Source organism: Methylobacterium sp. WL7 (assembly GCF_008040085.1).
GTDB lineage: Bacteria > Pseudomonadota > Alphaproteobacteria > Rhizobiales > Beijerinckiaceae > Methylobacterium > Methylobacterium mesophilicum.
On record NZ_VRVG01000032.1, the window covers coordinates 1 to 16,863 of the forward strand.

Consider the following 16,863-nt stretch of genomic DNA (forward strand, 5'->3'; position numbering starts at 1 on the left):
CCGCCGAGCCGCCCCTCTCGGCCCTGACCCTGGTCGGGCCGCCCGCCGTGGTGTTCAAGGCCGGCCGCGATGCCTGCGACGGCGCCGACGTCCCGGACGCGCCGGCCCGGGCGTTCCGCGACGCCGCCGGGGCTGTGGCGGTGTTCGGGATGCATTACCGCAACCGCGCCCTGCGCGGGCCGGACCTCGACCACCTCAAGCTCGACTGCGCCGTCGTGCTCGATTCGGGCGAGAAGGCCGACCCGGCGGCCTATGACGACCGGTCCTGGATCACCGCCACCTGGACCGAGGACGGCAGCCGCGTCGCCGCACTGCTGCACCACGAGTACCAGGCCAACGAGCATCCCGGCCGCTGCCCGGCGGGGTCCTACATGGCGTGCTGGTACAACACGATCACGGCGGCCGCCTCGACGGATGGCGGGCGCAGCGTCCTGCGGCGGAGCCCGCCCGTCGTGGTGGCCAGCGCGCCGTTCCGGCAGGAGGTCGACCAGGGCCGGCACCGGGGCTTCTTCAACCCGTCGAACATCGTGGCGGACGGGCGCTGGCGCTACTTTCTGGCCTCGACCACGGGCTGGGATCGCCCCGGCAGCGACCAGGCGGCCGGCGTCTGCCTGTTCCGCAGCGACGATCCGGCGGATCCGACCCGCTGGCGCGCCTGGACCGGCGCCGGCTTCACCGCCGCCTTCCCGGATCCGTACCGCGCCGCCGTCGCGCTGCCGGCCACCTGCCGGCCCGTGGGGCCGTTCCCGGGGCCGGTCGGCGCGGTCGTCCGCCACCGGGCCACGGGCGCCTGGATCGCTGTGTTCATGGCCAAGGTCGGCGGCACCTTCGCACGCTCCGGCTTCTACTGGACCACCTCGCGCGACCTGCTCGCCTGGGACACGCCGCGCCTGCTCCTCGAAGGCGCGACCCTGTACGACGATCCCTGCATGGCGACCGCGCCGCTGATCGCCTACCCGTCGCTCCTCGATCCGGGCGCGCGGGGCCGCAACTTCGACGATGTCGGCGACGGAGCGCTGCTGACCTACGCGACCCTGCGCGTCGAGGGCTGCACGATCACCTCCGACCGGGACCTGGTGCGCCGCCCGGTGGCGATCCGGGTCTGGCCTTGAGGGGCGCGTCCCGAAATACGCGGCTCTACTGACCGGTCCGCCCCACCTGGGGGCCGCCGCGCGCGCTCCGGCCTTGCCGTGCTCCGGAGGGAGGGCGATACCCGAGGATCCGCCGCCAGAGGATCCCGGATGCCCGAGGAGATGACGCGCCGCCCGGTCGGGGCCGGAGCCGCCCGGTCCCGCGACCCGGCCGCGCTCGGGGCAAGGGCCATCGGGGCAGGGGCCATCGGAGCCGGAGCCGTTGGAGCCGGGGCGGTCGGCGCCTCCGCGGTGGGGGCGTTGGCGATCGGGGCCTTGGCCTTCGGCGCGGTGGCGCTGGGCGCCTTCGCGATCGGCCGGTTGTCGGTCGGCCGCGCCCGGGTCGGGGCCTTGCAGGTGGACTCCCTGCAGGTGGACTCTCTGGAGGTGGGATCCCTGAAGGTCCGATCCCTGGAGATCGACACGCTGACGGTCCGGACGCGGCGCCTCCCGGACGGGGAGCGCTGACGCATCATCCTCCGAGGTAATCGCCCGCGCCCGAGGCTGGCCCGCGGGCTCCCGATCGCGTAGCGTTTCATCCGTCATACCGGACATGCCCGCGAGGTCAGGCCGCGATGAACGACAAGACCAAGCCCTTTCGACCTGGCGACGCCATCGACGTCCTCGGCGAGACGGAGGGCGACTTCGTCCTGCCGCTCTGCCTGCCGAAGCCAAGCCTGCTCGTCGGCGAGGACCTCGCCATGGTCGTCCTCGATACGATCCTCGGTCAGCGGGTCGGGCTTCCCCTCAGCCTGCAGGGCGCGGCCGACCTGCACGCGGTGCTGGGCGAGGCCCTGCGGCTTCTTCAGACGCCCGACGGCGGCTCGATCCAGTGACCGGAACGCCGCAGCCCGCGGTCACGCCTCGGGCTCGGCATCCGGCGCGGCGCCGTCCGAGCGCTCGCCCCGGGCCACCTCGCGCAGGGCCGAATCCGGCAACGGGCGCTGCAGCTTGAGCGCCTCGGCGGTCGGAGCCTCCAGCCAGGCCGCCCATTCCTCCGGCTCGGTGAGGACGACCGGCATCGCCTTGGGGTGGACCGGGCCGACGACCCCGTTCGCCTCCGTGGTCAGGAACGAGAACAGCCGGTGCTCCTCGGGGACGCGGTCCGGGTTCTCCCGCTTGGTCCCGCGCACGCCGGTCCAGGGCCGCCAGATCCCCGCGAAGGCGAAGAGCGGACGGTCCTCGTCGCAGGCGAACCAGACCGGGATCTTGCGCGGCTTCGCGTCGGCGTACTCGCTGAACGCGTTGGCCGGCACCAGGCAGCGGTGGGCCGGGCCCAGCCAGGGGCGCCAGTGCGGGCTCGCGGCGTTGCGGACGTTGGTGACGGGGTGCTCGCCGAAGGCCTTCGGGCCGGGAATGCCCCAGCGCATCAGGGCGAGTTCCCGGCCCTCCGGCCCGTTCCAGACCACCGGGGCCATCTGGTCGGGGAAGATCGCGGGCAGCGGCGGCAGGTTGCCGGTGCGGTCGCCGACGGTTCCGAAGGCGCGGCGCAGCCCGGCGGGGCCGGTGCGCAGGCTGTAGAGGTTGCACATGGGGGTCTCGGATCGTCCTCCGGGTCGTCGGGAACCGGGTCGCGGTCCCGCAGGCGGTCAAGTGGCGTCCTGTGCGGCGGCGCGCAATTGCTGCGTGGCGCCGTCCGCCTGCCGGGCGGATCGGGCGATCAGATCGAGGCTGCCGGTGATCGAGCCGACGCCCTGCGCGGCCGCCTGCATGCTCGCCGACATCTCGCGGGTGACGGCGGATTGCTCCTCGACCGCGGTCGAGATCGCGGTGGCGACCTCGTTGAGCCGCACGATCGTGCCCTGGATCGCGTCGATCGCCGCCACGGCGCCCCGGGTGGCCTCCTGGCTCCCGGAGATGTGCGCGCCGATCTGCTCGGTGGCCCGGGCGGTCTGGTTGGCCAGCTCCTTGACTTCGGCGGCGACCACCACGAAGCCCCGGCCCGCCTCGCCGGCCCGGGCCGCCTCGATGGTGGCGTTGAGCGCCAGCAGGTTGGTCTGCGCCGCGATGCTCTGGATCAGCGCGACGACCTCGCCGATCTGGGCGGCCGACGCGCTGAGGCCGGCGATGATCCGCTGCGTCTCCCGGGCCTGGCTCACGGCCTGCCCGGAGATCTCGGATGCTTGCACGACCTGCGCGCTGATCTCGGAGACCGAGGCGGCCAGTTCCTCGGCGCCCGAGGCCACCATCTGGATGTCGCCGGAGACGTGCGTCGATGATTGGGCGGCCTGTCCGGCCTGCTGCGAGACGCCGGAGGCGGCCTCCGCGATCGCGGTGAGGTCGCGCGCGAGGGCGCTCTGAAGGTCGGCCCGGCGCCGGCGCTCCAGCACCGCGGCGGTGACGTCGGTGGCGAACTTGACGATCGTGATGACGCGCCCGTCACGGTCGAAGATCGGGTTGTAGCTGCCCAGGATGAAGACCTCGCGCCCACCCTTCGCGAGGCGCTTGTACTCGGCCATCCGGCTCTCGCCGCGGCCCAGATCCTCCCAGAAGCGCCGGTATGCGGCGCTGTCGCGCTCGGTCTGGTCGATGAACAGGCCGTGGTGGCGGCCTTGGATCTCGTCCAGCCGATATCCCAGGGTGGTGAGGAAGTTCTCGTTCGCGGTCAGGATCGTGCCGTCCAGGGCGAACGCGATCACCGCCTGCGACCGGTTGATCGCCGCGATCTGCCCCTCGTACGCGATGGTGCGCATCACCTGCGCGGTGACGTCGGCGGCGAACTTGACGACTTTGATCGGCTTGCCGCGGCGGTCGAGGATCGGATTGTAGGTCGCCTGCAGCCAGATCTCGCGGCCGTCCTTGCCGATGCGCTTGAACTCGCCCGCCTGGAACTCGCCGCGCCGGAGCGCCGCCCAGAACGCGCGGTAGGCGTCCGTCTCCCGGATGGCCGGGGCGACCAGCATCGGGTGGGACTGGCCGCGGATCTCGTCGAGGCTGTAGCCGACCGCGTCGAGGAAGTTCTTGTTGGCCGTCAGGATCGTGCCGTCGAGGGCGAATTCGATGACGGCCTGAGACCGGTCCAGGGCCTCCACTTTCGAGCGGAGATCCTTATCGAACAGCAAGTTCATCGCTCATATAATCCCTGTTACGAAATCTCGAATCTTATAAAATTGATTTTGATGGTGTCGATCGGGAAGCTGCCGGACCATGTGCCTCCCCATCATGAATAGGTGGCCGATATCGTAATTTGTGTTGGAGATGGAATTGTTTCTGTTTGTATTTTTCGACTGACAGATCTGACTTCATGTCACGACCGGACCGGTATTCAATTTTAAATGGTCGAAGAGCGGTCTTTAAAATATCGGACGTTCTATGACCCAAGATTATGAATGATAAACAGGGGGATTTGTATTTATGGTGACGTAAAGTGAATTTATCTGTTGCGACGCCATTCGCGATGTACAAGCAATCTCGTTGCGTGGTCCTGCCCCATATTGGGTGATGAGCTTCCGGCCCGGCGCCGACAGACGTCGGGCGTGTGACGGGCTCAGCGCGGAGCCGCAACCGGCTTGAAGCTCCACAGCTCGGTCGGGAGCGCGACCGGGGCGCCCTCCTTGTAGAAGGCGGAATCCTGGATGTGCGAGGTCGTGACGTAGACGGTCCCGTCCGGCCCCTGGCTGAACGTGTCCGGCCAGCGCAGGCGCGGATCCTGAATCAGCGTGGTCACCCCAGAATCCTTGGACGCGAGATCGCGGACCTTGATCGAATCGTCCTGCGGCGACGTCACGTATAGGCGGCTGCCGTCGCGATCGATGAGCAGACCGTCGGCTGGCCCATTCTCGCCCACGGTGACGACCTTGCCGGTGAGGGTCTTGTCGGCCAGCATCTCCGGCACCAGCGATGCCGTGACCCAGCCGGTCAGCGCGTCGGTCGGCAGGCTGTACAGAACCTTACCCTTGATCGCCTGCCAGTACAGCGTCTTGCCGTCCGGTGAGAGGGCGATGCCGTCGGCCGAGAACGCGACGCCGCGCCCGTCCGGCCGCCGCAGGGGCTTGCCGTCATACGTCACCGTCACGGCCGGATCGGGCATGGTCGCAGGCACGCCCGCGAGCAGCCGCTTGGCCGTCCCGGACTCGATGTCGACCACCACCAGGGCGCCCTCCGCGCCGGAATCCGTGAGGTAGGCGGTCTTGCCGTCGGGCGAGATCCGCACGTCGTTCAGGTAGGAGCCCTGCGGGGCCACCGTCGGGTCGAACGCGATCGTCTTGGCGACCGTGTTGGTCTTCAGGTCGATCGCCACGAGCTTCGGGCCATCCTTGACCACGGCCGCCATCGCGGGGGCGGCGGCATCGACGACCCAGAGCCGGCCCTGCCGGTCGGCGACCACGCTCTGTACACAGACGAAGTGGGTTTTTGGGTCGACCTCGTCCTTGCGGGCGTTGCGCCAGGCATTCCACTCGGCATCGGGGTAGGGGACCGGCTTGCCGTCCTTCAGCTCCGCCACCGACACCGGCGAATCCTCGGTCCAGCGCGGGAAGTTCACGAAGATCCGGCCGTCCTGCGCCACTGTCACGCCGGTGACCTGATGTTGGAAGTGCGCAACCTGCGTCAGCGCGGTCGAGCCGGCCGGCGGCGGCGAGGTGGCGGCCACGGGCTCCTGCGCCAGGGCCGATCCGGCGAGGGTGCAGAGGAGGAGGGGCAGCAGGGTGCGGGCGGCCGGCATCGTCATACGGGATTGGTCCTGGGATAAAGCGACGGTCGAAGCCCCGGTCTCTGGCGACCGGGGCCGTCTCGGCGGCGGCGGGCGCGCCGCAATCGGGCTCAGTTCGGGTGGAACACCACCTTCACGCAGCCGTCCTTTTTGTCGCGGAAGGTCTTGTACAGGTCCGGGCCGTCGGCGAGGTTCGTGGACCGGTGGGTGATCATCGACGTCATGTCGAACTTGCCCTCCTGGATCAGCTTGGTCAGCGTCTCCAGGTAGCGCTTCACGTGGGTCTGGCCGCTCTTGAGGGTCAGGCCCTTCTGCACGATCGAGCCCATGTTGACCGGTACCGGGCCGCCATAGACGCCCGGCACCGAGACGATGCCGCAGGGGCGCACCGCCTTGATCGCCTCGGCCAGCGCGTAGGGCCGCTCGGTGGAGGTCAGCTTCTCCTGGAGGGTCGAGAGCACGCCGGTGAGGCCGCCATGGCCCGCGCTCGCCTCCATGCCGACGCAGTCGATGACGCCGTCGGCGCCCTGGCCCTTGCTGATCTCACGGATCCGCTCGAACACGTCCTCGTTCATGAAGTCGATGACGTCGGTGGCGCCGGATTTCTTCGCGAGGGCGAGGCGCTCGGGCACGGTGTCGATGGCGATGATTCGCCCGGCCCCCATGATCTTGGCCGACTGGATCGCGAACAGGCCGACCGGGCCCGCACCCCAGATCGCGATGATCTCGCCGCCCTGGATCTCGCAATGCTCGGCGCCCTGCCAGCCGGTGGGCAGGATGTCGGTGAGGAACAGGACCGACTCGTCGTCCATGCCGTCCGGCACCTTCATGGGCGCCACGTCCGCCATGGGCACGCGCACGTACTCGGCCTGCCCGCCGGCATAACCGCCGGTGAGGTGCGAGTATCCGAACAGGCCCGCGGTCGGGTAACCGAACTGCGCGGCCGCCATCTCGCCGTTGCGGTTCGAGCGCTCGCAGACCGACCAGTTGCCGAGCTTGCACTGCCGACAGGCGCCGCAATTGATGTTGAACGGCACGACGATGCGGTCGCCCTTCCTGAACTTGGTGAAGCCCTGGCCGACCTCGACGACCTCGCCCATGAACTCGTGGCCGAGCACGTCGCCGGATTTCATGGTCGGCATCTGGCCGTCCATCAGGTGGAGATCGGAGCCGCAGATCGCGCAGCTCGTCACCTTGATGATGACGTCGCGGGCATCCTCGATCACCGGGTCCGGCACCGTGTCGCAGCGGATATCGTTCTTGCCGTGCCAGCAGAGTGCCTTCATCGGGTCGGTTCTCCAGATCGGGGAAGCACAGCCGCGCGGTGCGGCCTCGCCAGGGCAAGCGCCCGGCCCTACGGTCAAGTTCCGCTGCGGCGACGCCCAAGGCCGCGCCGCTCGCAAGCGACCGACAGGGCAAGGCGGGCCCTGGAGGCCGGTTCCCGCGGCATTCCGCGCCGCCGGCCTGCGATGGCAGACGATTCGGCCGATCCAGGCGCGACCGTGGAACCCCGGATGGGCCTCGACGGGTTATCGGCCATCCCTTCCGAGCTTGGGCGAGGCGTTTTCGGCCATCGTCCTTCCGCGATGCCGTGTGCGAGGCCCCATGCCGAACAGCCCGATCCTTCAACCCGTCACCATCGGCGACCTGACGCTCAAGAACCGGGTGGTGATGGCACCCCTGACCCGCAGCCGCTCGAACGACGAAGGCGTGCCGCCGGACTTCGCCGCCGACTATTATGGGCAGCGCGCGAATGCCGGGCTGATCATCTCCGAGGCGACCAACATCTCACCGCAGGGCGTCGGCTACGCCTACACCCCGGGGATCTGGTCCGACGCGCAGGTGGAGAGCTGGTCGCGGATCGTGAGGACGATCCACGCCAATGACGGGCGGATCTTCCTGCAGCTCTGGCACACCGGCCGGATCTCCCATCCCGATCTTCAGCCGGGCGGCGCATTGCCGGTCTCGGCCTCCGCGATCAAGCCCGAGGGGACCGCGTTCACCCAGGACGGCATGAAGCCCCACGAGACGCCGCGGGCGCTGGAGACCGACGAGATCCCCGGGATCGTCGCCGACTACCGGCGGGCCGCGGAGAACGCCAAGCGGGCCGGCTTCGACGGCGTCGAGATCCACTCGGCCAACAACTACCTGCTGGAGCAGTTCGTCCGCGATTCCACCAACAAGCGAACCGACCGGTACGGCGGGTCGATCGAGAACCGCCTGCGCTTTCCCCTGGAGGTGGTCCGGGCGGTCACCGAGGTCTGGGGCGGCGGCGCCCGCGTCGGCATCCGGCTCTCGCCCGCCACCACGCAGCCCGGCGAGACGCCGCTCGATTCCGATCCGCACGCCACCTACGGCGCCTATGTCGATGCGCTGAACGGCTACGGCCTGCTCTACGTCCACACGATCGAAGGCGTGACCCAGCAGACCCGCGACGTTCCGGACGGGATCGACTTCCTCGACCTGCGCCGCCGATTCAAGGGCGCGTATATCGGCAACAACCAGCTGACCCTCGACCTCGCGGAGACCGAGCTGGCCGAAGGCCGGGCCGACCTGTTCAGCTTCGGCCGCCCCTACATCGCGAACCCCGACCTCGTCGATCGCCTCGCCAGCGGCGCACCCCTGGCCGAGGCGCCCAAGGCCTACTGGTACGGCGGTGGCGCCAACGGCTACTCCGACTGGCCCGGCATGAACGGTCCGGTCCCGGTGCGGCGCTGATCGCACGGGATCGACGGCTCCTGCGTCCCAGCAGGGACGGGGGCCGGAACCTGTGAATGTTTCACGGGAAACATTCCGGCGTTTCACGTTTCGTAACCCATCCGGAATCCGGCCGGGGCGACGGGCTCTCAGACGATCCCGTCGATCCCGATCCCGAGCTGCTCGGGCCCACGCAGCGACGCGCCAGGCCGGTAGGGCGGCGGGTCGCGCAGCAGGCGCGGCGCTACGAGGCGGCGGCTCAACGCCACCAGGGCGATCTCGGCCTCGATCCGGGCGAGCGGTGCGCCGATGCAGTAGTGCAGGCCGCCGCCGAAGCCGAAATGCTGAATGTCCGCTCGGTCCGGATCGAACCGGTCGGGATCGGAGAACCGTTCCGGGTCGCGGTTCCCCGCGGCGAACAGCAGGATCACCGGGGCGCCTTTCGGGATCGTCTCGCCGGCCATGGTGATCGAACCCAGCGCCTTGCGGGTCCGAAAATGCACCGGCGGTTCGTAGCGCAGCACCTCCTCGATCACCTGCGGCGCCCGCTCCGGGTCGGCGCGCAGGCGCTCGAGTTCGCCCGGGTGGCGCAGCAGGGTCAGCATCGCGTTGGTGATGAGGTTCACGGTGGTCTCGTGGCCCGCGACCAGGAGCAGGACCGCGGTGGCGATCAGGTCGAAGTCGCTCAGCTGCTTCCGGCCATCCGGACCGGGCGCGGCCAGCCCGCTGAGCATGTCGTCGGCCGGGCGCCGGCGCTTCTCGCGGATGAGGTCGCGCATATAGGCGGCGATCGCGTCGAAGGCCCCGACGATCTGACGGCGGGTTTCGGCGTCGTGGTGGGCATCCGGTTCCACCGCGGTGGCGAGCTGCGTCGCCCAGACCTGGAAGCGCGGCTCGTCCGCCTCGGGGACGCCGAGCAGTTCGCAGATCACCGTGACGGGCAACGGGTACGACAGGTCGCTCACCAGGCAGATCTCGGAGCGCCCCCGGCAGGCGTCGATGAGCTGATCGACCTCGCGGGCGATCCGGTCGCACAGGCCGAGCACCCGGGTGATGGAGAATTCGCGCATGACCAGGCTGCGCAGGCGGTCGTGGTCCGGCGGGTCGCGGAAGATCAGCGGCCGGTGGGTCGCGGTGATGCGGTTCTTGATCGGGTTGAGGATGAGGTCCTTGAGCGGGTTGCCGGTGCGCGGCCGGCGGGGCGGCGGCAGATCCTCCGAGCTGAGGCGCGGATCGAAGATCAGGCCGCGGATCGCCGCGTGGCCGCTCACCACGTAGCTGCCGTCCGGTTGGCGCCAGACCGGGCGTTGCCGCAGCCGGGCGTAGAGCGGGTAGGGGTCGGCCCGGTTGGCCGGGTCCGTCACGGCGGCGAACAGGGCCTCGTCGGACATCGGGTCAGCCATGGGCGGCCTCGGCGGAAGGGCGCGCCGGCGGGAAGCCCGGCGCTGCGGTCTCGATCCGGGGCTGGTCCGTGGCGTCGAGGATCGGCGGGAAGGCCGCGCCCGCCTCGATCGCCTCGGCATAGGCGGGCAGCCACCGGGCCTGGTCGAACGAGACCGCCGCGATGCTGCGTCCGGCCCGGCCGTAGACCGCGAGGAAGCGCCGGGACGCGCGCGTACCCTGCACCACCGCGACGGCGTCGGCACCCTCGGTGAGACCCACGGCCTTGATGTTGATCCCGAACTGGCTGGACCAGTAGGCCGGAAGATGCACGTAGGCGCGCTGGTCCTCGGGGGCCGCCAGCATGTTGCGGGCGGCGTGGGCCGCCTGCTCGACGGCGTTGCCCCAATGCTCCACCGAGACCAGCCGGTCGCCGTAGAGCCGGATCGGCCAGCGGGCCACGTCTCCGGCCGCGTAGATGTCGGGGCAGGGCGCTCCGTCCGCGTCCAGGACCCGGCAGGCCGCGTCGCAGGTGACGCCGCCGGGATCCGCCGTCAGGCCGGCGCCCCGGAGCCAGCCGGTGGCCCGGGTCGCGCCCAGAGCGGCGATCACGAGGTCGGCCTCCACGGTGCCGCCGTCCGCGAGGCGGGCCCGGGCGCCCCGGCCGGCCGCGTCGCCCTCGAACCGCAGCACCTGGGTGCCGGGGCGGAACACCGCGCCGGACGCGCGCAGGCGCGCGGCGCTCACGCCGCCGACCCAGGTCCCGAGAGCCCGCGCCAACGGGGTCGGGTTGGGATCGACCAGGGTCACCGGCAGGCCGAGGTCGCGCAGGCAGGACGCCGCCTCGCAGCCGATCAGCCCGCCCCCGACGATGAGGACCCGCCGGGGCCCGGCCAGGAGGTCCGCCCGGAGGGACGCGGCGTCGTCACGGCCGCGCAGGGTGTGAATGCCGGCGAGCCCGCCGCCGGTCTCGACCGGCCAGGGACGGGAATCGGCCCCGGTGGCGATCAGCAGTTTTTGATAAGCCAGCTCCGTACCGTCCGCGAGGCGGAGCGTGCGGGCTTTCCGGTCGAGGGACACGGCCGCGTTCCCCAGCCGCCAGCGGGCGCGCAGGCGCGTACGCTCCGGCAGCCGGGTCGCCTCCGGCCTCAGCTCTCCGGCGAGCACGTGCTTCGACAGGGGCGGGCGATCGTAGGGGCGATACGGCTCGGCTCCCACCAGGGTCAGCGGCCCGTCATACAAGCCGTGCCGCAGGGCCTCGGCGGCGCGCAGGCCCGCCAGCGAGGCGCCGATCACCACGATGCCGGCGGGCTCGGCGGTCACGGCAGATCTCCGTCGTCCGGGCCGGCCTGCAGGCTGATGGCGCGAACCGGGCAGGCCTGGACGGCGCGCTCGATCGCGCCGCGCCGCTCGGCCGGCGGGGCCGGATCGTAGAACAGGATCTCGTGGCCCCGGATCGCGAAGGCGTCCGGGGCCGCGTAGCAGCATTGGGCGTAGCCCTGGCAGCGGTTGAGGTCGACCACGACCCGCAGCGCCGGATGATCGGTAGCCGGCTTCACGCCGACCTCGCCATCGGAACCGCCGTGCCGCTGTTGTGGGCCGGGCCGGTGCGGACCAGCGCGTCGATCGCCCCCAGGATGCCGGCCATGGCGCCCCGCGCCGCGAAGGCCTCCTGCAGGGCCATGGCCCGCTGCCGGAAGCCCGGCTCGCCGAGCACCCGCGCCACCGCTTCCCGCAGGGCGTCGACCCCCGGCGCGTTGGTGGCGAGGTTGAGGCCGACCCCGGACCAGCCGATCCGGGCGTTCACCTCCGCCTTGTCCTCGGTCAGGCCCGCCGAGACGATCGGCACGCCGTTCGACAGCGCCTGCGAGACGCTGCCGTAGCCGCCATTCGTGACGAGCACGCTCACCCGCGGCAGCAACTCCCGGAACGGCAGGAACCGCGCGACCCGCGTGTTGGCCGGGATCGGCCCGCGCAGCGCCTCGACCGGGCGGCCGCCCGTGGTGGCGAGGACGAGAAGCTCGTCCCGGTCGGCGAGGGCGGCTAGGGTCGGCTCGACCAGCGCGCCGAAATCGGCGTTGGCGAGGGTGCCCTGGGTGACCAGCACCACGGGCTTGCCGTCGGCGTTGGCCCGTTCCAGCTCCGGCCACCAGTCCGGCAGGGGCGCCAGCGGGGCCGGGGGCTGGAGCAGGCCGATGAAGCGGACGCCCGGCGGCAGCGTGCCGTAATCGTACTCGAAGCCCGGCACGGTCGGCTGGAGGAACAGGTCGGGCAGGACCACCACCGCGTGCGGCAGCGACGCCGGCAGCGGGGCCGCGCCCAGCCGCGCGAGCTGCGCGTCCGCGTAGGCCCGGACCGGGTTGGCGAAGGCGGCATCCATGCCCGCCTTCAGGGCGGCGTAGCGGGCGAGTTCGGACGGGTCGCGGGCGGGCGGCAGGCCCAGGCCGATCGGAGCGTGGTCGGGCCGTTCGAGGAACAGGAAACTGATGTTGGCGGTGACGATCGGCGGGCGCGGCGCCCTGTCGAGGAGCAGCGGCAGAACGCCGAGGAACATGCTGCCGGCCACGATCACGTCCGGCGCATCCGCGGCGATCAGGGCCCGCAGGGCGGCGGCCTGGACCGGCATGGGATCGATGAAGCGCCGCTGGAATTCGCTCCGGAACCGCTCCGGGCCGGCGGGCAGCGCCGTCTCCAGGAAGCCGGCGGAATCGTTGTCCGCGTAGGGCGCGAAGCCCAAGCCCGCCGCCTCGACCTTGGCCTGGAAGGCCGGGTCGGTCAGCACCTGCACGGTGTCGCCCCGGGCGGCGGCGGCGCGGCCGATGGCGAGCAGCGGGTTCACGTGGCCGGTGAGCGGCGTGGCGGCAATCAGGATCTTCATCACGGCCTCCTCGGGCGATCCCGGCCTAACCGACCGCGCGCCCTCTCGATCTCGGCGTCCCGCGTGCGGATGCCGAAGGCGCGGCTCGGCCCGCGCCTGTCGTGAGGGAGAATCGCCGGCGGACTTGCGGAGTTACCGGTACAGATTCGGGTTCGTGCGGCAACGCACAAATCCTGCCACCGTGAACTTTCACGAAGACTGTCACTGCCTCCGGGTGTGGCTTGCGAAGGCCGTATTCACGCGATCGACTGCTTCGATTCAAGCCTCGCGCCGGCCGACACTGTTCGCAGGCACGCCATCGAAAGTAGTAGGCGCTATAGCGGGCTTAATAAGTAGATAGCCACGCTTGACCGCGCTCGTTGGTGCCAGTCATATCGTCAAATACTGATATAACAGAATATTGGTTAACGTCCTAAGGTTCGTTATTCATTTCGATGGCGGGGCGATGGGGCTGATGCGGTCGAAGGGGAGCGGCAGATGAGTAAGAGCCTATCGCGTGTCGTCGCGGTCATGGCCATGGCCATGGTGGCGCAGGCCTTGCCGGCGCGGGCGCAAACGATCGATCTCGCCCTCGGCGCGGGGTACCGATCTTTCGATTTCGGCGGTCCGGGCTCGGTGCTGCCGACGTTCTCCTTCAGCCTTGCCGGGCCGGGAACGCTCTCGATCGTGGATTCCTATCTCAGCGGTGATCAGTTCCGGATCAACGTGACATCATCGACGGGCGTGACGATCTTCTCAGGGCTCACATCCACGCCCGCGCTCGGGAGTTACGCGACCTCGGCTTTAGACGCGTTGCAGAATCCCGCCTTCAGCTCGGCGCAGATCCACCTGAGCGCCGGCACCTACACGGCGGGTGGGTTTGCCGAAGCGAGCCCCTACGGAACCGGCGGGGCGTTTGCCGGCCTGTTCGAATCCAGCGCCGCTGCCGGTGCCGGTGCCGGTGGCGGTTCCGGTGGCGCGCCCTCGCCCGAGATCAACGCGATCCTGGGTCTCGCGCTCGCCGGCGGCACCGTGACCTTCCTGCGCCGCAGGCGCCGCGAGCAGTCCGGGCCGGCTGCCGCCTGAGAGCGCCGGCGTGGCCGAGATCCTGGCCGGACGGGGGACGGCGATCGTGGGCGGCACGGCCCACGCGCGCCCGTCGAGCCCGCCGGTCCACGCCGCGCGCTGGAGCCTGCTGGTCTTCGGCTGCGGCACCTCCCTGTCGGCCGCCCTGCAGCGCCTGCTGCTCGAGCCCGATCCGGGCCTTCAGCGCCTCGTCGAACTTAAGTTCGGCGAGGTGTTCGCCGCGCTGGCGACGGCGGTCCTCCTGTTCACCGCCCGTGAGGTCCGCCCGGCGCTGACGCGGTCCGACCCCGGTATCCTGGTCGCCGGTGCGCTCACGTGGTTCCTGCCCGAGCCCCACGCGGTCTACGCCGGCATGACGCTCGTCGCGGCGTGGTTCCTCGTCCGGCGCTCGGAAGACCGTCTGCTCGCCGATATCGGTCAGATCTGGCTGGCCCTGTCGGTGTGCGAGCTGTGGAGCAAGCTCGTCTTCAAGCTGTTCTACCACGCCATCGAGCCGTTCGAGGTGGCCGTGATGGCCTGGGTCGGGCGCCTCGCGTTTCCCGGCCTGCACGCCACCGGCGTCTATCTCAGCACCCGCCCGGACTGGTCGATCGTGATGCTGGAGGGCTGCTCGGCGTTCCACAACCTGTCGCTGGCGGCCCTGATCTGGCTGTGCGTGCTCAAGATCGCCGGGCGACCGATCGGCCGCGGGGCGCTGGGAGCCCTGGCGGCGAGCGCGATCCTGGTCGTCGCGATCAACATCGCCCGGATCCTGGCGATGCTGCCGTCGGCAGAGGCCTATCATCACTGGCACGACGGGGCCGGCTCGGTGACCGTGGCGCTGGTCTCGGTGGCGGCCTCGCTGCTGCCCATCGTCATCCATGTCGAGAGGTCGCCGTGCCCGGTCGCGCGTCCCGTTTGACCAGAGCCGACCGCGCGGGCCTGGGCGCCCTGTGCCTGCTGCTCGCCCTGTCGGTCTCGATGCGGGTCCAGGCCTACGGGACCGGCCCGGCCGCCCCGGAGCCGGCCGCCGCCGTCGCGGCGGTCGATCTCGGCGCGGGCGTGGTCCTGACCCGGGCCGAGGCCGTGCGCCGGGTGGTCTGGACCGCCGCGTGCCCGCGCCCGGTGGTGGCCGACTTCGTCGAGCCCTCGCCCCACGGCACGGACACGTCCCTCGCGGCGCCGCGCGACCCGAACGACCGCGTCGTCTACGTCTACCGGGGCTGGACCCTCGACGGCCCCCGGGCCGCGATGGCGCTGGGCGTCCTGCATGTCGTGCGCCGGGCCGGCGCGGTTCTGGGAGCGAACGGGGCCGCGACGCGGCACGAGCTGGCCGTGAAGCTGGTCGTGCCGGCGGGATGCGACGCCTCGCCCGAGGCCGTGATGGCCGCGCTGCGGCGGACCCGAGATTAGGCTCAGGTCTCGATGGAAACGTGCGTCGCCGGGCGTTTCCTGTCTCGCGGTGCCGTTTCCCGGATGCATGCAGCGGCGGCGCTGTCCGCGCCGGGCCCCGGATCATCGTCCCCTGACGTGCCGGATGTCCGGGAAAGGGCCGCGCTTCATACGCCAGGCACGATGCGCCAGGTCTTTGCTTCGCATCGTCCCTTTCCGAAAGCCGGCGCCCGCCTTCCGGAATGACGCTTCAATCCGCGACGATCACCCGGTTCGGCAATTCGTCCGGATCGTGGGGCCCGGCCGGGAGGTGCTGCGCCAGGCAGGCGCCGATGCGCTCCACCGCCACGGTCAGGCCGCCCTCGATCTCGCCGCGCGCCAGCGCCCCGCCGAGTTCGGCCAGGATGCCGTCCCAGGCTTGCGCCGGGATTCGCCCGAGCACGCCGAGATCCGTGACGATCTCGGCGTGGCGCTCGGCCAGGGACAGGTAGAGCAGCACGCCGGTGCGGGACCGGGTCCGGCTCAGGCCCCTGGACCAGAACGCCCGCTGCCCGGCCTCCCGGGCCCGGGCGCTGCGCAGGCTGCGCGGCACCAGGGCGAGGCTCAGCCGCTCGATCTGGCTCAGGCCCAGGATCGCGGCGACCAGGGCCGCCTGCGCGAGCAGGATCGTGACCGCACTCCAGCCGGTCAGCGCGATCAGCGGCCAGGGCAGGATCAGCCCGGCGATCAGGGCGGCGTGCAGCACCACGGAGCGGTAGGCGCCCGCGCGGCGGCCGACCATCACGACGATCTCGCCGGACGTGCCGGATTCGGCCCGGGATACCGCCTGGGCGAGGCGTTCGCGCGCCTCCGGGGGGAGAACGTCCGCGATCCTACCAGTCACCCGAGGCTCCCCCGCCGCCGGAGGAGCCGCCCCCGCCGGAAAATCCGCCGCCGAAGCCGCCGGACGAACCGCCATCCGAGTAGCCGCCGCTCCATCCGCCCGAGCCTGGGCCGGGCAGGAACACGATGCCGCCGCCCCGCCCGGCCCGTCCGCCCCGGTTCATGCGCCAGGCCACGAACAGGACGATCAGGAACAGGGCGATGAAGATCGCGACCTGCCCGGGATCGACCTCGTCGCTGCGGACCTGCGGCTTGCGTTGCCACTCCTGCGCATCCCCCGACAGGATCCCCAGGATCCCGTCGACGCCGGCATCGATCCCGCCGTAATAGTCGCCGGTCTTGAAGCGCGGCGTGATCGCGCTGGCGATGATCACCCGGGACAGCGCGTCCGTCAGCGCGCCCTCGAGCCCGTACCCGACCTCGATCCGAACCTTGCGCTCGCTCGGCGCCACCAGCAGCAGGGCGCCGTTGTTGGTCTTGGCCTGCCCGAGCTTCCAGTCCCGGAACAGGCGGTTGGCGTAATCCTCGACGGTCGTGCCCTGCAGGTTGGGCACGGTCGCCACCACGACCTGGTCCGAGGTCTTGTCCTCGTGCGCCTTCAGCTTGGCCTCGAGCGTCCCGCGCTGGTCCGGCGTGAGGATGCCGGCCGCGTCGACCACGCGGCCGGTCAGCGGCGGGAAGGTCAGGTCGGCTGCCAGCGCGCCGACCGCGTAGACGGCCAGGCACCCGAACAGCACGACCAGCGCGAGGAGGAGCCGCACCACCGTGGTGAGGCTCAAGCCCATGAGCCGCATCGATCTATCCGCGCC

The 16,863-nt window shown here is 71.0% G+C and carries 17 protein-coding genes; 7 read left to right on the plus strand and 10 right to left on the minus strand.

The features are described from left to right. From FV233_RS11010 to FV233_RS11020, 3 genes are all read left to right on the plus strand, one after another. On the plus strand, window positions 1-1,112 hold a 1,112-nt coding region (locus tag FV233_RS11010), incomplete at its 5' end, for a hypothetical protein (protein WP_147897513.1). Window positions 1,113-1,241: 129 nt separating this feature from the next. Next, the gene (locus tag FV233_RS11015) at window positions 1,242-1,598 is read left to right on the plus strand and encodes a hypothetical protein (RefSeq protein WP_187278089.1); all 357 of its coding nucleotides are present in this window, start codon (window positions 1,242-1,244) and stop codon (window positions 1,596-1,598) included. A gap of 107 nt (window positions 1,599-1,705) precedes the next feature. Further along, window positions 1,706-1,966 (plus strand): hypothetical protein, encoded by a 261-nt coding sequence (locus FV233_RS11020; RefSeq protein ID WP_147854980.1) that lies wholly within the window; start codon window positions 1,706-1,708, stop codon window positions 1,964-1,966. 21 nt (window positions 1,967-1,987) lie between these two features. Here the strand turns inward: FV233_RS11020 and FV233_RS11025 are convergent, their stop codons facing one another. From FV233_RS11025 to FV233_RS11040, 4 genes are all read right to left on the minus strand, one after another. Continuing rightward, window positions 1,988-2,662, minus strand: a complete 675-nt coding sequence (locus tag FV233_RS11025) for an SOS response-associated peptidase (RefSeq protein WP_147854979.1) — start codon at window positions 2,660-2,662, stop codon at window positions 1,988-1,990. A 57-nt stretch (window positions 2,663-2,719) separates the two neighbouring features. Next, window positions 2,720-4,198: a PAS domain-containing methyl-accepting chemotaxis protein gene (locus tag FV233_RS11030; RefSeq protein ID WP_147854978.1), complete on the minus strand. Its 1,479-nt coding sequence runs from the start codon at window positions 4,196-4,198 to the stop codon at window positions 2,720-2,722. 419 nt (window positions 4,199-4,617) lie between these two features. Continuing rightward, window positions 4,618-5,799: an L-dopachrome tautomerase-related protein gene (locus FV233_RS11035; protein ID WP_147854977.1), complete on the minus strand. Its 1,182-nt coding sequence runs from the start codon at window positions 5,797-5,799 to the stop codon at window positions 4,618-4,620. Between the two features lie 92 nt (window positions 5,800-5,891). Further along, on the minus strand, window positions 5,892-7,067 hold the full coding sequence (locus FV233_RS11040; RefSeq protein WP_147897514.1) for a zinc-dependent alcohol dehydrogenase: 1,176 nt from the start codon (window positions 7,065-7,067) through the stop codon (window positions 5,892-5,894). Between the two features lie 319 nt (window positions 7,068-7,386). On the opposite strand from FV233_RS11040, the gene FV233_RS11045 reads away from it, so the two are divergent. Continuing rightward, on the plus strand, window positions 7,387-8,499 hold the full coding sequence (locus FV233_RS11045) for an alkene reductase (RefSeq protein ID WP_147897515.1): 1,113 nt from the start codon (window positions 7,387-7,389) through the stop codon (window positions 8,497-8,499). 128 nt (window positions 8,500-8,627) lie between these two features. Here the strand turns inward: FV233_RS11045 and FV233_RS11050 are convergent, their stop codons facing one another. The 4 genes from FV233_RS11050 to FV233_RS11065 are packed head-to-tail and all read right to left on the minus strand — an operon-like array spanning window position 8,628 to window position 12,736. Next, the gene (locus FV233_RS11050) at window positions 8,628-9,869 is read right to left on the minus strand and encodes a cytochrome P450 (protein ID WP_147897536.1); all 1,242 of its coding nucleotides are present in this window, start codon (window positions 9,867-9,869) and stop codon (window positions 8,628-8,630) included. 4 nt (window positions 9,870-9,873) lie between these two features. Further along, complete coding sequence (locus FV233_RS11055) at window positions 9,874-11,181, minus strand: FAD/NAD(P)-binding oxidoreductase (protein ID WP_147897516.1); 1,308 nt, start codon at window positions 11,179-11,181, stop codon at window positions 9,874-9,876. Then, on the minus strand, window positions 11,178-11,390 hold the full coding sequence (locus FV233_RS11060) for a ferredoxin (RefSeq protein ID WP_147857393.1): 213 nt from the start codon (window positions 11,388-11,390) through the stop codon (window positions 11,178-11,180). The genes FV233_RS11055 and FV233_RS11060 overlap by 4 nt, the downstream gene beginning before the upstream one ends. Before the next feature lie 23 nt (window positions 11,391-11,413). Continuing rightward, on the minus strand, window positions 11,414-12,736 hold the full coding sequence (locus FV233_RS11065; protein ID WP_147897517.1) for a nucleotide disphospho-sugar-binding domain-containing protein: 1,323 nt from the start codon (window positions 12,734-12,736) through the stop codon (window positions 11,414-11,416). Window positions 12,737-13,252: 516 nt separating this feature from the next. Here FV233_RS11065 and FV233_RS11070 point away from each other — a divergent pair. From FV233_RS11070 to FV233_RS11080, 3 genes are read left to right on the plus strand one after another with little or no spacing between them, the layout of a single operon-like run. Then, complete coding sequence (locus tag FV233_RS11070; protein WP_147897518.1) at window positions 13,253-13,801, plus strand: hypothetical protein; 549 nt, start codon at window positions 13,253-13,255, stop codon at window positions 13,799-13,801. A 10-nt stretch (window positions 13,802-13,811) separates the two neighbouring features. Next, window positions 13,812-14,702, plus strand: coding sequence for a hypothetical protein (locus tag FV233_RS11075; protein ID WP_147897519.1), 891 nt, complete (start codon window positions 13,812-13,814; stop codon window positions 14,700-14,702). Further along, a complete protein-coding gene (locus tag FV233_RS11080) occupies window positions 14,699-15,193 on the plus strand; it encodes a hypothetical protein (protein ID WP_147897520.1) in 495 nt (164 codons plus the stop codon). Before FV233_RS11075 ends, FV233_RS11080 begins: the two co-directional genes overlap by 4 nt. 229 nt (window positions 15,194-15,422) lie before the next feature. Here FV233_RS11080 and FV233_RS11085 read toward each other — a convergent pair whose 3' ends face one another. Together FV233_RS11085 and FV233_RS11090 are read right to left on the minus strand one after the other, a co-directional pair. Continuing rightward, window positions 15,423-16,055: a TPM domain-containing protein gene (locus FV233_RS11085; RefSeq protein ID WP_147853987.1), complete on the minus strand. Its 633-nt coding sequence runs from the start codon at window positions 16,053-16,055 to the stop codon at window positions 15,423-15,425. Further along, window positions 16,045-16,848: a TPM domain-containing protein gene (locus FV233_RS11090; RefSeq protein ID WP_147853988.1), complete on the minus strand. Its 804-nt coding sequence runs from the start codon at window positions 16,846-16,848 to the stop codon at window positions 16,045-16,047. Before FV233_RS11090 ends, FV233_RS11085 begins: the two co-directional genes overlap by 11 nt. Window positions 16,849-16,863: the final 15 nt, after the last annotated feature.